The organism is Salisediminibacterium halotolerans (genome assembly GCF_003814815.1).
In the GTDB taxonomy this organism is placed as follows: domain Bacteria; phylum Bacillota; class Bacilli; order Bacillales; family Salisediminibacteriaceae; genus Salisediminibacterium; species Salisediminibacterium halotolerans.
This window is the reverse complement of the sequence record NZ_RKQQ01000002.1, coordinates 297,438-311,768: the sequence shown is the minus strand read 5'-3', so window position 1 is coordinate 311,768 and position 14,331 is coordinate 297,438. Positions and strand designations below refer to the sequence as shown.

21 protein-coding genes are annotated in these 14,331 nt (G+C 43.7%); 4 read left to right on the top strand and 17 right to left on the bottom strand.

Annotation, left to right across the window (positions count from 1 at the left end; all coding sequences use genetic code 11):
* Positions 1–22: 22 nt before the first annotated feature.
* From EDD67_RS04485 to EDD67_RS04450, 8 genes are all read right to left on the bottom strand, one after another.
* Positions 23–397 (bottom strand): hypothetical protein, encoded by a 375-nt coding sequence (locus EDD67_RS04485; RefSeq protein WP_121438938.1) that lies wholly within the window; start codon positions 395–397, stop codon positions 23–25.
* Entirely contained in the window at positions 394–876 is a 483-nt protein-coding gene (locus EDD67_RS04480; protein ID WP_121438939.1) for a ComGF family competence protein, read from the bottom strand. The genes EDD67_RS04485 and EDD67_RS04480 overlap by 4 nt, the downstream gene beginning before the upstream one ends.
* Positions 848–1,165 (bottom strand): hypothetical protein, encoded by a 318-nt coding sequence (locus tag EDD67_RS04475; protein ID WP_121438940.1) that lies wholly within the window; start codon positions 1,163–1,165, stop codon positions 848–850. Before EDD67_RS04475 ends, EDD67_RS04480 begins: the two co-directional genes overlap by 29 nt.
* The gene (gene comGD, locus EDD67_RS04470; protein ID WP_121438941.1) at positions 1,146–1,607 is read right to left on the bottom strand and encodes a competence type IV pilus minor pilin ComGD; all 462 of its coding nucleotides are present in this window, start codon (positions 1,605–1,607) and stop codon (positions 1,146–1,148) included. Before comGD ends, EDD67_RS04475 begins: the two co-directional genes overlap by 20 nt.
* Entirely contained in the window at positions 1,597–1,914 is a 318-nt protein-coding gene (comGC, locus tag EDD67_RS04465; protein WP_121438942.1) for a competence type IV pilus major pilin ComGC, read from the bottom strand. Before comGC ends, comGD begins: the two co-directional genes overlap by 11 nt.
* 16 nt (positions 1,915–1,930) lie before the next feature.
* Positions 1,931–2,944 (bottom strand): competence type IV pilus assembly protein ComGB, encoded by a 1,014-nt coding sequence (gene comGB, locus EDD67_RS04460; protein ID WP_242005937.1) that lies wholly within the window; start codon positions 2,942–2,944, stop codon positions 1,931–1,933.
* 5 nt (positions 2,945–2,949) lie between these two features.
* Complete coding sequence (gene comGA, locus EDD67_RS04455) at positions 2,950–4,029, bottom strand: competence type IV pilus ATPase ComGA (RefSeq protein WP_242005922.1); 1,080 nt, start codon at positions 4,027–4,029, stop codon at positions 2,950–2,952.
* 159 nt (positions 4,030–4,188) lie between these two features.
* Complete coding sequence (locus tag EDD67_RS04450) at positions 4,189–4,644, bottom strand: YtxH domain-containing protein (protein WP_121438944.1); 456 nt, start codon at positions 4,642–4,644, stop codon at positions 4,189–4,191.
* 229 nt (positions 4,645–4,873) lie between these two features.
* Between EDD67_RS04450 and EDD67_RS04445 the strand changes: the two genes are divergently transcribed.
* Positions 4,874–5,581, top strand: coding sequence for a helix-turn-helix transcriptional regulator (locus EDD67_RS04445; protein WP_121438945.1), 708 nt, complete (start codon positions 4,874–4,876; stop codon positions 5,579–5,581).
* 121 nt (positions 5,582–5,702) lie between these two features.
* Positions 5,703–5,948: a DUF2626 domain-containing protein gene (locus tag EDD67_RS04440; RefSeq protein WP_093072411.1), complete on the top strand. Its 246-nt coding sequence runs from the start codon at positions 5,703–5,705 to the stop codon at positions 5,946–5,948.
* A gap of 51 nt (positions 5,949–5,999) precedes the next feature.
* Here the strand turns inward: EDD67_RS04440 and EDD67_RS04435 are convergent, their stop codons facing one another.
* Entirely contained in the window at positions 6,000–7,133 is a 1,134-nt protein-coding gene (locus tag EDD67_RS04435) for an SAM-dependent methyltransferase (protein WP_162843781.1), read from the bottom strand.
* A gap of 199 nt (positions 7,134–7,332) precedes the next feature.
* Positions 7,333–7,971, bottom strand: a complete 639-nt coding sequence (locus tag EDD67_RS04430) for an MBL fold metallo-hydrolase (protein WP_121438947.1) — start codon at positions 7,969–7,971, stop codon at positions 7,333–7,335.
* A 193-nt stretch (positions 7,972–8,164) separates the two neighbouring features.
* Between EDD67_RS04430 and EDD67_RS04425 the strand changes: the two genes are divergently transcribed.
* Positions 8,165–8,347: a DUF2759 domain-containing protein gene (locus tag EDD67_RS04425; RefSeq protein ID WP_093072408.1), complete on the top strand. Its 183-nt coding sequence runs from the start codon at positions 8,165–8,167 to the stop codon at positions 8,345–8,347.
* A gap of 46 nt (positions 8,348–8,393) precedes the next feature.
* On the opposite strand, the gene EDD67_RS04420 is transcribed toward EDD67_RS04425, so the two are convergent.
* Genes EDD67_RS04420 through EDD67_RS04405 form a run of 4 tightly spaced genes read right to left on the bottom strand, consistent with a single transcriptional unit; the run spans position 8,394 to position 10,534 of the window.
* Entirely contained in the window at positions 8,394–8,717 is a 324-nt protein-coding gene (locus tag EDD67_RS04420; protein ID WP_121438948.1) for an MTH1187 family thiamine-binding protein, read from the bottom strand.
* Between the two features lie 17 nt (positions 8,718–8,734).
* Positions 8,735–9,334 (bottom strand): hypothetical protein, encoded by a 600-nt coding sequence (locus EDD67_RS04415; RefSeq protein ID WP_121438949.1) that lies wholly within the window; start codon positions 9,332–9,334, stop codon positions 8,735–8,737.
* A gap of 12 nt (positions 9,335–9,346) precedes the next feature.
* The gene (locus EDD67_RS04410; protein WP_121438950.1) at positions 9,347–10,327 is read right to left on the bottom strand and encodes an ROK family glucokinase; all 981 of its coding nucleotides are present in this window, start codon (positions 10,325–10,327) and stop codon (positions 9,347–9,349) included.
* Between the two features lie 21 nt (positions 10,328–10,348).
* Positions 10,349–10,534, bottom strand: coding sequence for a YqgQ family protein (locus EDD67_RS04405; protein ID WP_242005923.1), 186 nt, complete (start codon positions 10,532–10,534; stop codon positions 10,349–10,351).
* Between the two features lie 170 nt (positions 10,535–10,704).
* On the opposite strand from EDD67_RS04405, the gene EDD67_RS04400 reads away from it, so the two are divergent.
* A complete protein-coding gene (locus tag EDD67_RS04400) occupies positions 10,705–11,106 on the top strand; it encodes a YueI family protein (protein ID WP_093072403.1) in 402 nt (133 codons plus the stop codon).
* Positions 11,107–11,172: 66 nt separating this feature from the next.
* On the opposite strand, the gene EDD67_RS04395 is transcribed toward EDD67_RS04400, so the two are convergent.
* The 3 genes from EDD67_RS04395 to EDD67_RS04385 all read right to left on the bottom strand — a co-directional run bounded on the left by EDD67_RS04395 (position 11,173) and on the right by EDD67_RS04385 (position 14,215).
* Positions 11,173–11,532 carry a hypothetical protein gene (locus EDD67_RS04395; RefSeq protein ID WP_123875801.1) on the bottom strand — a complete coding sequence of 120 codons (360 nt, stop codon included), beginning with the start codon at positions 11,530–11,532 and terminating at the stop codon, positions 11,173–11,175.
* Between the two features lie 42 nt (positions 11,533–11,574).
* The gene (locus EDD67_RS04390) at positions 11,575–13,137 is read right to left on the bottom strand and encodes a rhomboid family intramembrane serine protease (protein WP_242005938.1); all 1,563 of its coding nucleotides are present in this window, start codon (positions 13,135–13,137) and stop codon (positions 11,575–11,577) included.
* A 124-nt stretch (positions 13,138–13,261) separates the two neighbouring features.
* The gene (locus EDD67_RS04385; RefSeq protein ID WP_093072401.1) at positions 13,262–14,215 is read right to left on the bottom strand and encodes an L-lactate dehydrogenase; all 954 of its coding nucleotides are present in this window, start codon (positions 14,213–14,215) and stop codon (positions 13,262–13,264) included.
* Positions 14,216–14,331: the final 116 nt, after the last annotated feature.

The following is a 14,331-nucleotide window of genomic DNA, read 5'->3' as shown; positions in this document are numbered from 1 at the left end:
GGCAACGTTTTTTTACAATACCTCATCGGATGCGCCGAATCAGCTCGCCGTTTTGATCAAATAAATAACGACGGTCACGCTCATAAGTTTGATATTGTGCAGCAATAATAACATCGTAGTCCTCGTCTGACATCTCGGTCATAATATTCACTTCGCCTTGATCGTACATGAGCGTAAAATTTGTTGATTCATCGTTTTGAATCGCTTTTTTGACAGCATCTAAACCGTTGTCAAAATAATGTTCAGCGTAAGTATGCTGAATTTCCATAATTATAAACCCCTTTTCACGGTCAAACACAGCCAGCGCATGAATCGTAACAGCAGAAAACACAATAAGCATCAGCATAGTGACAAACAAGAAGAAACCATGTTCATTCAATCGAAAACAATTCTTCATACCGAACCTCCCGATCCTTTAGATAGCGAAGGATGGATCAATGAACGGTGGTAAATTTTTCCTTCTAGGGTTATTTCAAACCTTATGCCTGAGCGTTCTTCATATACACGAAAATCTTCAACAAACTGCATCCACACGACATGTCCGCTCCCGCTCACCCGGCGGCGGATTTTATCTTCATACAGTTCAAACGAAGTAATTTCCTCACGATCCCGCTCAATTATTTGTAAAACCTTGCCGTCCTCGCTTACCCAGTAATCTTCCGAACGGTCGAACAACCTTTTCATATCCGTCATAAAAATACCTAATTCTTCTTCACCGTGGTGAGATCCGAGTTGATCTGCAAAGAAAAAAACATAGGCTGTTGTTAAAAAAAGGGCCGCAAACATCAACATCAATAATAACGCAAACATTGTTTCGATGAGCGTAAATCCTTTTGTGTGATGTTCATTATTTCGGAAAACAATGCTGCGCCTCACGCTCGGTCGCCCCTTCCCATTTTATACAGACGTACTTCGGTTCAACGGTGACTGTATACTCATTAAACTCGCCATCAATTGCGTGTACTTTCTTTGAGCTATCTGCCGCTGCAGCGGTGTAGGAATACAATAAATGGATCGCCTCTCTCTGTTCAGACACATACAGCCGTTCTGCCTGCACATGAGTATAAACAGGAAATAAGGTCATCGACATGACAGCCACTAAGACAACGGCCAACATCACTTCGGCAAAAATATACCCTTCGTCTTTAAGAGAGCCGTTCAACATAAAAACGCCCCCTTCGAAATTGAAATGTCAAACGATACCTTTTGTCATCCCGTTCAATAAAAATTGTTCCGGATGAGCGCACGGTTCCCGTTGGATAAAAATAAATGTCATTCATCGCAATCGTTCCGGACCGAAAGTGAACATTAGAGGGGATCGTATGCCTTTCAATCAATTGAATCCCGTAATAAAATCCGTAAGTTTGCTTCGGTCCGGAAAACCTCATCTGAACCGTTCTTCCTTCTGTCCGTGCAAGCATTTTGTAATAATACATGTCTTTTTCGAGCTGTTCGACGAATTGATTGAATTCCCGTTCTTCTGCTGAGGCGGATACAACAGGAACAGTAATTAGCAATAATGAGGAAAGAATGAGCATGACAATCATCATTTCAATCAAACTCACCCCGCGCGAATTCTTCGCCCATCTGTTGGCCTCAATCTTCAACTTTAACGACCCCGGATGAGGTTAACGTCAATTCAGTATCACCATCAGGGCAGGTTATTCGGTCGACATACCCTTCTGTTTCCAGCTCTTCCAACGAGGACGGGCGTTCCCCTCTGTCCGCTTCAAACGCCATCACTTGTGCGTTTAACAGTTCTATCGTTGCTTCGCAGCCTTTCGACCCGGCTACTTCTTGGTTTTTCGCCATCGCAGGCACCATTACTAAAAGCAATATGGATATAATTAGAAGCACAACCATCATCTCGATTAAAGTGAAACCTTTTTCATTTTTCATTTTTGTCATTTTCATTGCAATCCCTCCAGATTTAAATTCCGTCAATCATTGTAAATACCGGCATCATCATTGATAAAAACAGCATGAGCACAACCCCGCCGATGATCGCGAAAAAAACAGGCTGAAACCAACGGAGCCGCTCGTATGTCTGGCTGTAAATATGTGAAAATAAATACGCTGAAAAACGTTCTAATTCTTCACCTAAACGCCCTTTCGATTCTCCGATTTCGACAATTTCCGTTAACTGATCGACGTAATAAGGAGCGGCAGCAATCGCTTCGGCAAACGGCTCCCCTTCTCTTAAAGAGGCTGTTATCCTTGCTCCTTCGTTTCGGTAAAGTTCATGCAAAGCTTCCTCCTCAATGGTTTTTATGCTGTCTCTTAAGGAAAAACCGTTTATGAGCAGCGGTGAAAGCTGAGCGAGAAAATAATACGTCAAAAAGCTGCGGAAATAGTTTTTTGCGAAAGGTATTTTTAATAATGTTTTCCATTGTTCAACTGCTGTTTTTCGCCGAAATGAGAATATGACAGCCAAGACGCAGAAAACGATTCCAGCAAGCAGACTGACATACGTAAACTGAAAAGCCTTTAAAACAAATTGCGTAATCCAAGGAAGCTGATGTCCCATGGAATCAAAAAATACATCAAAACGGGGAATCACACCTTGTACCATAACCCCGATAATGGCGATAAACCCGACGAGAAGAAAAGCCGGATAATGTAAAACGGATTTGATCTGTTCTTTCATTTCAGCCCTTTTCCGTAATATTGAAGCGGATCGCAAAAAACCGTTTTGCAAATCCCCGTACATTTCTGCAAATCGAAGCGAACTGACAAGTTCTTTCGGAAACCCTGCCTCCTGCAGCGAATCGGCCATCATCCCGCCCGTATTTAAGTGCGAAACGGCGTTTGTCAGCCATTCTTTCTGCTTTCCTTGACTGAATCGTTCGTAAAGCGCTGCGGCTTCCCCGAGCGGATAGCCGCCGTCCAATAAAGAACCGAGCTGAAAGAGAAATTCTGCTCTGGCACGATCATCGCGAAACACTTTGGTCAATATACCCGGCCCCCTTTAGCGCTGAAGCGGTAAACCGATTTTTCGATATATCCGAGCGCATATCCTTTATTAATTTGTCCTTGTAAAGCATGATTTCTCTTTTCAGGATAAGCCGTTTGTTCCTTGATCTGCTCGATAGCTTGCTGCAAATCAGAGGCGGTTAAAATTTCATAAACGGCTCTTCGCCGCGATTGTCGTTTCATTCGGCAATAAAGCGAACAATCTTCGCCGCAATACGGACAAATTAAGGAAACGAGTTCCTGAGCAACTACACCGTTTAAAACTTCTTGTAAATCCCTGTAAGGAACACCTAAATCATTCATTCTTTTAATCGCGCCGGAAGCCGTTTTACTGTGCAAGGTGCTAAAGACAACATGTCCGGTCAGCGCTGCGCGCACAGCGATTTCCGCAGTTTCTTGGTCTCTGATTTCACCGATCATGATAATATCCGGGTCGTGACGCAAAAGACTTCTTAACCCGGAAGCATATGTCACTCCGGCTTTTTCATTAATCTCCATTTGTAAAAACCGGCTTTGTTTTTGCTCCACCGGATCTTCCAATGTGATAATATTCGCTGGTTCGAGAGCGTAACGTTCATGAAGCAAGGAGTATAGTGAGGTCGTTTTGCCAGTGCCTGTGGGGCCGCAAAAGAGAAGTAATCCTTGGGGTTGTTTTATGAGGTGCTGTAATGCTTGTGCTTGTTCAGGAAATAATGCAAGTTGGGAAATTCGGTGTGTCTGAGCTTGGGGAAAAACGCGGATAACGAGTGTTTCGTTCGAAGAGACGGGAAAAGTCGAAAGGCGCAGGTCAATCTCGCGGCCATTCAAGCTCATCATAAGACCTGAACTTTGCGGACGTCTTCGTTCACCCGGATCCATACCGGAAATAAATTTAAAATGGGCAATCATTTTCAAGATCATAGCTTCTGGAATATCTTCCGAGTCGTAGAGCTGTCCATCCATCCGGTACCGGAGTATTCCCCTTTTTTCTTTCGGAATAAAATGAACATCAGATGCTTGCATCTTCACTGCCCGGCCGATAATCAGTTTCGCACGCTGTTCAACGTCCATAGACATAAACCACCACCTGTATCGATATTTAGTCTTACGCTAATTATATTCGGCGTTTTTTTTAAAACTCCTTCTTTTCAGCAAAAAAAATTTGCAATGGGCAAACAGCTCTATAGGCGTTATTTCCCCAGCAATAAAAAAACGGCAGCTTTCGCTGCCGTTTTTTTAGTTCTCATCTTTATTTTCTTTATAACTTTCCACATCTTCTTTTAAGCGTTCTTTCGTTTCTTCTATTTCATTGACAACTTGTTTCGCCAATTTTTTCCCTTCATCTTTTTCCGTTTCCATGATTTCACGGACGTCTTCGGCAAGCTCTTCGCCCATTTTGGACGCTTTTTCTGATACGCCTGTTGCTTTATCAGCTACGCGCTCCCATTGATATTTAGCTTGATGCGTTAAATCGTCCGTTTTTTCTTTCGCTACTTGCGACCATTCTTCTGTCTTTTCTTTAGCAGCTTGCGTATATTCCGTTCCCTTTTCTTTTACATCGGTTGCCCGCTCATTAATATCCGTACGGATTTCTTTTCCTGATTTAGGGGCAAAAAGCACCGCTGTGGCTGCTCCGATTAAACTGCCTACTACTGCGCCGATAACAAAATCTTTAGTGTCCATTTTACTCATGTGTAGTGCCTCCTTATTTTAGTATGTAAAGTATTTCTAGTACTATATTCATTACCTTAATTAAATCGAGCTTAAACATCATTTTGATAAAAGCTGAAAATATCCGCAAAAATGTTAACGAATTATGACATTTAACACATTAGTCACATGTTTAGATTGTAAAGCCATTTATTTATGATTCCCCCTGTACTATACTGAAAGTATACTAATAACGGGAGTGACGTATGATATGGAACAGCACACGTTAAAGATCACAGGCGTTTTATCGGATCCGACACGTTATTCTATATATCAATACATCGGCAAGCAAAAACGTGATGTTACGGTCCAAGAGATTGCCGACACGTTTAAAATTCACGCCAATGTCGCACGCTTGCACTTATCCAAACTCGAAGAGGTTAACATGCTCGTCTCCGATACGAAAAAAACCGGTAAAGGCGGACGTCCAAGCCGCTTCTACCGTCTTTCCGATGAGGTTATCAGCATTCAATTTCCTTTCCGTGATTATCAGCGCTTGGCAGAGATAGCGATTGATTCGCTTGCTTCATTAGGTTACGAAGGAATCGAAGCCTTACGAAAAACAGGATTGAAGTTCGGTTATGAAGCAGCACATGAATTTGTATCATCTTTCAATCAAAACCCTGAAGCGATGGCTCCGGCAGAAAAAACGAAGTTTATCGAACAAATTGCGATCAACCAAGGATTAAATCCTGAACTGCACTATGATGAACAAAAGGAAGAAATTACATTCCGGATATACAATTGCACGTTTAAAGAAGTTGCTAAAGATAATCGCGGCGTATGCGCGATGCACCATTCATTAATGAACGGAATTTTTCAATACTTCTTTCCAGACTTAGAACTGAAAGAAGAGGCGAACATGATGAAACAAAATGAACTTGCATGCACATATACGACAGCGATTGTATCCTCCTAAAAGCTTTCTGCCCGAAAACATTTACAAAGAAGCCGGTTCGTTTTATAATAAAGTGAACTTAATTCTTCACAAATTTGTCACTGAAATGGGCTGACCGGGTCGGTTAAGGAGGTTGAATGAAATGGAACGAATGTACCGCGTACTCGCTTTCTGGACAGGAATTTTTGCCGTTTTATTCTTAGTCGGAGACATGAACGGAGCTGCGTTGCTCTTCTTCTTGCAAACAGCGATTTTTATCGCCGTCAGTTATTTAAAACTTTCCGAACGAATGTATGTCTACATTTTTGGCGCGTATTTAACATTGTTTTTCGTCGGATTTACCTGGTATACCACCTTTATGATGGTCCCGGAAATCGGCGGACACTAAAACAGCAGTAATGCAAAACCCGAGACCGGCAGCCGGTCTCGGGTTTTTACGTTACTTGATCCGGTAAGGATCCTCATTAAAATAACGGTAATGAACCGTATTTGCTAAGTTTTTCCCTTTAACATCCACTTGAAAGGCGGAGCTGATGCCCCCGGGTTGAACAAAACTTTGAATCGCCCGGTTTAATTTAAACACATCCGAGAAAGGGTCGATCGTATCAGGCGTTTGCAGAAAGGAAAAAAGGCCTGCTTTCAGTAAAAATTGGTCTTGCCGCTCATGAATAATCGTCTCTAAACCGTTCAGTTCAGCTGCTTTATCATACGCGTCCCAATGAATGTGATGCGTTAAATCCATTTCTCCCGGAGACTCCAGCGGATTATGAACAAGTTCATGGTTTCTGTACCCTCTTAACGAACCTTCTTTACGTTCCGGTCTTTTCAATTCTTCATCACGGTAACCGTAATCTGCTGTCACGAGTATACCGCGCTTCAGCCATGAAGCAAGCTGTTTTAAACGAGCTTCCATTAATGGGCTTGCTTCTGTGCGAAAACCATCAGGAATGTCCGGACCAAACTGAGCGAGCCATTGCAAAAGCCGATCATTTTCACACTTAAAAACTCGTTCAGCCAACTTATCATTTTGATCTTCAACAAATACTTCATACCATTTTTCAGCATGGCGCTCGACTTGGTGAACCGGGAGGGCATCAAAAAATTCATTGGAAAAAATGATCCCTTCTAATTCGGGGTTAGCCTTGACCGCTTCACTTATACTCTGATATATATCAAATTTACCCTTATGTCCGGCAAGGGCTGCTTCGATGCGCTGCCGATGATCGCCGCTCTGCTCAATCAGGATCATATAACAACTCTCATATATTTCCGGATGAAATTCAGCGAAATAATCCAATACAGATAAACTGAACCTTCCCTCTCCTGCCCCGAGTTCAGTAATTACCGGCGAAAGCTGTTCAGAGCTGATCACATCAGCAAAAAAGCGGGCAAAAGTTTGCCCGAAGACGGGGTGAACATGATTGCTCGTATAAAAATCGCCGTCTTTTCCAAGCTTGATCTTCTCAGATTGGTAATAGCCTGCTGACAAATCGTAAAGAGCGGTTTCGATAAACGTCGCCATATCCCAAGGTCCGTTTCCTCTTTTACGCAATTGTTCCGCGACACTGCACATATTGATTACTCCTTTAATAAATAAAGTTAACACTGTTGACATATTGTTTTCTTCACATTATAATGTGAATTGTCAGTGAGACAATGATCTTCGGGAGTTCCCCCTCCCCTCAAAGTTCATTGATACTTGATTAACTCCCCAAACGGCCTTCTATGTTCCCCCATAGAAGGCCCTTTTTTTGTTAATTTTTAACCTGCTTTTACCATCCGAAACTGTTAATAAACGGATTGGTTTCTTTTTCATCTTTGATTGTCGTCGTGGGACCATGTCCGTTTGCTACTTCGGTTTCATCCGGAAGAGCAAGCATTTTCGCCTCAATCGATGCCATTAAAGCTGCATAGTCTCCTCCCGGCAGATCGGTGCGGCCGATGCCGCCGCGAAACAATACATCGCCGGAAAAAACTACGTTCTCCTCCGGAAAATAAAACGATACACTTCCCGGTGAATGACCGGGGGTATAAAACAATTCGCATTTAAACCCAGCTGACGTAAATGTCCCTTCATCAGGGAAGGTACACTCCGCAGGCCGGGCAGACACCGGTTCAATGCCGGGAAACAGTCCCGACCCGTTCAATTCCGGCTTTTCAAGCCACTGTGCTTCTTCTGCATGAATGTAAACCTCGGCGTTCCAGTCATTTCTGAGTTCTTCTAAGGCTCCAATATGATCAAAATGAGCATGTGTCAGCCAAATCTCTTTCAGCTTTAGATCTTTTTTATTCAATGCTTCATTAATGCGGTCAACATCACCGCCTGGGTCAATCATGACAGCATTTTCACCATCATCAAGCAAATAACCGTTTGTCTGTAACGGACCAAGGGGCAATCGTGTCCAATTCATCTTTCATTCTCCTTTCAGCAGTCAGTACTTTTTAAAAAATATTCGGCTAACTTATATTAACACAGAGGAAACGTTGTAATCTTATGCTGAACTATCGACAAACAAGCAAAAAGAAAGTAAAATAAACGTGAAATCATTGCATAACATGGCGTTTGCCGGGATAAAACGATCATCATTAAAGGGGGTACAGCTTATGGCTTTAGGTGTTATCTTTTTATTGATTACAATACTTGCTTTTATTGGAGCAGTACGTGAATTTAAAAAGAAAAATTTCTTTGCTGTTGGGTTTGCGGGCATAACGGTTGCTGTTTTCGGGTGGTTCTCAGTGAGAACGATCGTCGCATTTATCATGTACGGCGGAGGCGGAACAGTTTAATTATAAAAAGGTAACGGACGCAGCTTAAGCTTGCGTCCGTTTTATTTTATTGGTCTCCGTCTTTGTCTTTTAAACGGGTATTCACAGAAGCAAGTTTGCCTGCCATATTTGAATCTTTATCCCTGCGGTCATCTATGCGAATATTAACAGCTGTTCGTTTAAAACCGAGTTTAAAAGGGACCTCATGAATCTCAGCCAGTAAACTGTATAAAACAGCTGCGTCCCCTTCAATCAGCGTGCTCATCGGTGTTAATTGAACGGACACCGGCTCGGCTGTATGTTCAAGTAAAGAATGAATTTCTGCAACGACGTCCGAAACGCCTGTTGTTTCCTTTCCTAACGGGATCACGGTTATATCAGCAATCGCCATAAACAGCCTTCCTTTCCTTAAAATTCTGTTACGGAAACAGCTTTTGACCACCATTGCGTGATCGCACTGTCTTCCAGCGCTTGTTCAAGTGTGGTTGTTGACGATAAATCAACGGATCCGTCTTGCCATGTATGGATATAACGGACAGCAAAATCAGGCAGGTCCTCTTCGGCAAAACGGAACTCTGCTTCCCCTTGCGCGCCGAGCACCAGTTCTTGCTGCATTTCATTCGGAAAACGGAGCAACACTCCCTCAGCTGTTGCCTCCACCTCATCAGATGCAAAGGTCACCTCATCCCCCGATGTCAGTTGAACACTGCCGTCCTCCAAAGTTTTTTGTAGTTTTTCAGCGGCTTCTTGGTCTTCCGTCTGCAGCTCAATAAAGTCATCGCCTGCAATACCGTCTTCCGGATACTCGCCCCAACGCCAAGAGACCGTCAGTTCATATCCGTTTGGCGAACCTTCCTCGCGATCCGTCCAATAATAATCGAGTTCCGCCGTTTCTGCCAATTCTTCATGCGAATACGTTTCGTTTCCGCTGAGCGCGAAATAGCCGGCAATAAATAATCCCGCCATAACAGCAACGGGTAAAAACAATACAATTTTATTTCCTTGCAACTGCCTTCCTCCTTATCGATTGCCGGCCTCTTCCAAGCCGTTTTGTTTCGCAAGCCATGCCGCGCCGATAACTCCTGCATCGTTGCCGAGCGTTGCAATGTGAAGTGATGTTTCACGGCTGATTTTCGGAATTGTATAACGGTCAAACGAAGGGCGAATATAATCGAGCAGCACCTCGCCTGCTTTGCTTACCCCTCCGCCAATGACGATCCTTTCGGGATTCAGTGAATTAGCTAAATTCGCCAGGGCCAATCCGAGGTGATCCATTGCTGTTTCAATCACGGAAACAGCCAATTTATCTTCGTTAAGTGCCGCATCAAAAACATCTTTAGCGCTCACTTGCTCGCTTTCTTTTTTAAGTGCTTGCAGCTCCGAAACAGTATCCTGCGCTAACGCTTCTTCTGCAAGGCGCACAATCCCGGTTGCCGAAGAGACCGTTTCGAGGCAGCCGGTTTTGCCGCAATTACAGCGGGCTCCCCCTTCTTTCACCGAGGTAATATGACCGATTTCTCCAGCGAGACCGGCAAATCCGTGCACAATCTGATTTTCTGCAATTATGCCGCCGCCTACACCTGTCCCTAAAGTTACCGCAAGCAATTCTTCCGCTCCGTCTCCTGCTCCTTTCCATTTTTCGCCCGCAGCCGCCAAATTGGCATCATTATCAGCGTAGACAGGAATCCCCAGTTGATTAGAAAGTTCCGCTGACACCGGGTAATCGCGCCATCCGACATTAACAGCTTCCACGATGATGCCGTTTTTCACATCAATGTAACCGGGTGCACCGATTCCCGCCGCAATCAATCGATCCGCAGAAATATTTAACGTTTGCATTTTTTTTGCGACGCTGTTACTGATATCTGCGACGATTTGACTTCCGCCGTCCGTTAAGTCCGTTTTGATTTCCCACTTTTCATGGATCACGGCTTCTTCATCAAGAAAGGCCATTTTGACCGTAGTACCTCCAACATCAATCCCTAAAAACCACTTATTCATTCTGCTCATCCTTTATTACAGTTATTTATAGTTGATATTTTGTTCTTGGCGTCGTTTTTGCATTGTCATTTTTGCTTCCGAATAAAACTCTTTAGAAATTAACCCAAGACGGTACAGCTCATTTATCTCTTCGTGGATAAGATCGAGATCGCCTGCGGCTGAACCTGTGTAAACAAATACATGATAAGGTTTTAACGCTTCGAGCAACTCTGAATATTGAATCAGTCCGACCTCCCTCTGCCTTGATTTTCCCTTTTCAGTATATCAGCTAATTCATGGTAAGGAAAAACAAAATATCACGGATCAAGTCCTCTTGGTTATTTCAGTTGAGATTGATATAATCAACATACAATCATTATAGAAGAGAGGGACCACCATTGACGGAAAACAATAAACTCGAGCAATTACTGCACCAAGGAATGTACGGAACACCTGAGCTGAAGCCGCAAGAAAAAGCTCTGTTTCTCAGCAATTTTGCTGAGCGTGTTCTGATCGCACTGACCCGTTCGCAAGTGCGAAAAAACGGTGTTTATGATGAGATAGCCCGTGCGCTGAAAAACGAAAATAACATCCGTCTTTACGTAAACGGAGAAATGAATTACACGTACTACCATGATTACATTTTACTCGCAAACAAACACCACATCCCTTTTACGGTGATTAACGACAGCAAAGATTCCCCTTTAGGCCTGGTTATCGCCGCGGGCGAAGCTGTCCACCAACAAGGCCCAGCGTTTATCAAAGATGATTTATATCACGACGACCTTTCAGGTCAATAAAAATGCCGTATCAGGCCGTTTTTTAGACTGTAGCTAAACTATATTTTGATGTCAGCCATGAATCCACTACCCTCCGCTTGCCCCGGGCAAGGACTCAGCTAGTATTCGGCGGCCCGAGACCGCCGAATCCGGATCTTCGTCTCTTGCTTTCCCGGAGGCGTCGGAGGAGTGGATGCATGGCTTCTTTTTTATGAATACACTCGCTTCAAAAAGAGGATGACCCAGCATCCCGGCTTTCTCCTGCGGGATAGCGAGACAGACGAGACCCTGCAGGGCATCAGCCCGAAGCGGCTCGGCGCTCGCCCGCGGACTAGTAAGACACGGAGAAGTCTTTTTGAGCCGATGTCGCAGTGATACCTTCAGGTGAAAGAAGCCGGACGATGCGTCGTCATCCGTTCTTTTTAACATGACATCTAACGATGTCATGACTTTGTCAACACTCTAAAAACGGTCGTATCAGGCCGTTTTTTATTGTATTTCTTCTTGTAACTCTTGATAATTCGTATTTTCCGGCGCCAATTCGACAGCTCGATCGATATATACTGACGCTTCATCAGAATCGCCCTGTTCATGCAAAACGAGCGCTAAATTATAATACGCCTCATGAAACTCCGGGTTCAACTCTATTACCTCGCGAAAAAGACGTTCCGCTTCACTGTATCGTTCCATTTGCACATCAGCGTACGCCTGCATAAAAAGTGCATTTACATAAAGCTCTGGGGAAATTTCTTCTTCCATAGCCGCTACATCGTTGAAGTAAGAAGAAGCCTTTTCCGGTTCTTCCCGTTCAATCCATTCTGACCCGACCTGCAAATAAATCGAACTCAGTTGATTAGGATCTATATCCTGATCATAACCGATCCATAATAACGCTGCGGCAGCAACAGCCGTAACGAACAGCCCGGTTTTTCGAAAAAATTTCTCTTTGTGCTTCGGCAACCCTGTTATGACGGCTCCGGCGAACCCGCCGACCAAACCGCCGATGTGCGCACCGTTATCCACCATCGGTACAACAAATCCAAATACGAGATTAATCGCCAAAATAACGATCAAACTCATGCCGATCGTGCGAAAAAATAACCGTTTATGTACCAAACCAAAGTACAGCAAGGCACCGAAACAGCCGAAAATCGCTCCGCTGGCTCCTGCAGAGATATTGTCATTAAAAACAAAACTTGACACTGAGCCGATAAAACCGGCCAAAAAATAAATGAATATAAACCTTTTCGTCCCGAAAATCCGTTCGACCGCACCGCCTAAATAAAAAAGAGCGAGCGAATTCATCATTAAATGAAGCAAGCCGATATGCAAAAACATCGCACTGAAAAAGCGCCACCATTCGCCTTCCAAAATAAGCGGATCGAACTTGGCGCCGAACTCAATTAACGTCAAAGGACTTTGGGTATTGGCAACCGTTTCAATATAAAGGAAAACAGCGAGGATGAGCCCGATCAATAAACTTGTAAACGTCGGCTTCCCGAATAAAAATAGCTCTTGATCTTTTCTTTGACGTTCTTTCGTTGACTGCTTTACTTGTATTTGTAAGTAGCGGATCCATTCGTCTTCCGCTTCCTCTTGTTCAATTTGCCATTTCGGCATATAATTCGGTGTTTCATTTAACTTCCATTCCGTCGCCAACGGGAAAAATTGCTGTTCAATTTCAGACGTAACGAGCATAATCGTACGGAATTGCTTTTTGCCGCCAGCTGTGAAAGGGAGCGGTTCTGAAAGGAGCGGACGATAATCATCCACAGGAAACTGATTGGATAAAATCAGATTGACTACATTCGCCTGCCGAAGATTGAGGCGTTTACGAACATTCTCAGAAGATTTTTTCACACGTTCGATATCGCCGCGCAGCTGATTGCTCCAATCGTAATCTTTTCGCGATATTCTGATAATTTGGTATGGCTCTTTGCGGTCATCTTCAATCCAAACAACATCTTCATCTTCGTTGATTTGGACTAAGCGCATGCCTTCCTTAGTGATTAAATGATAAACGGTCTCCCAAAAACGGACACGCTCCGTCATAACATTCAACTGATCAACCCCCAACATTTCTGCCGAACATACTGTAACCGTATTATAGCAGATAATAAACTGTTTAGACGAAAATAAAACCGGCTCGCAATGAGCCGGTTTTACTTAATTGCTGTTACGCATCTTTTACTGGCTGCAGCACCTCTTTCAGCGTCGCTGAAGAATGTTGCAGCTGCTTCATCTCCTGTTCATTCAAATCAATTTCAATGACTTTTTCAACGCCTTTTTCACTGACAACAGCCGGAACGCCGATATACACATCGTCTAAACCGTATTCGCCTTCCATGAGCGTGGAAACGGTCATGATCGACTTTTCATTGCGCAAGATTGCTTTTGTTAAACGGGCCAGGCCCATCGCAATCGCATAATGCGTTGCACCTTTACGCTCAATAATATGGTAGGCAGCGTCGCGGACGTTTACAAAAATTTCATCGAGATCTTCTTTGCTCCCTTCCGGCTTATATTTCGACATATAGCGCTCGAGCGGTTCCAGACCGATACGGGTTTGGCTCCAAACCGGAAGTTCAGTATCGCCGTGTTCGCCCATAATATATGCGTGAATATTGCGGACGTCAATATCAAAATATTCGCCGAGCAAAAAGCGGAATCTTGCTGTATCAAGAATCGTGCCTGATCCGATGACACGTTCTTGCGGCAGGCCGGAGAATTTCCACGTAGCATAAGCCAATACGTCCACCGGGTTTGTTGCAACGATAAAGATGCCGTCAAAGCCGCTGTCCATGACAGAACCGACAATTCCTTGGAATATTTTCGTATTTTTTTCGACTAAGTCAAGGCGGGACTCACCAGGCTGCTGGGCCGCACCTGCAGTGATGACAACAATATCCGCATCCTTGCAGTCGCTGTATTCGCCCGCCCAAATTTTCGTCGGGCTGCCAAACGGCAAGCCGTGATTTAAATCCATTGCATCGCCTTCGGTTTTTTCTTTTTGCAAGTCGATTAAAACCATTTCATCCGTTATATTTTGGTTGATCATCGAAAACGCATAACTCGATCCGACTGCTCCTGTACCGATAATAACGACTCGTGATGTTTTTGTTAGTGCCATAAATGCATCAACCTCTCTCATTAAAATTATTTATTATGTTGTCTGCTTAATTACTATTTTACACGTGTTTATACAAGAAAAAAGAGCTGAAAACGATTACGAAATGGCGATTTTGT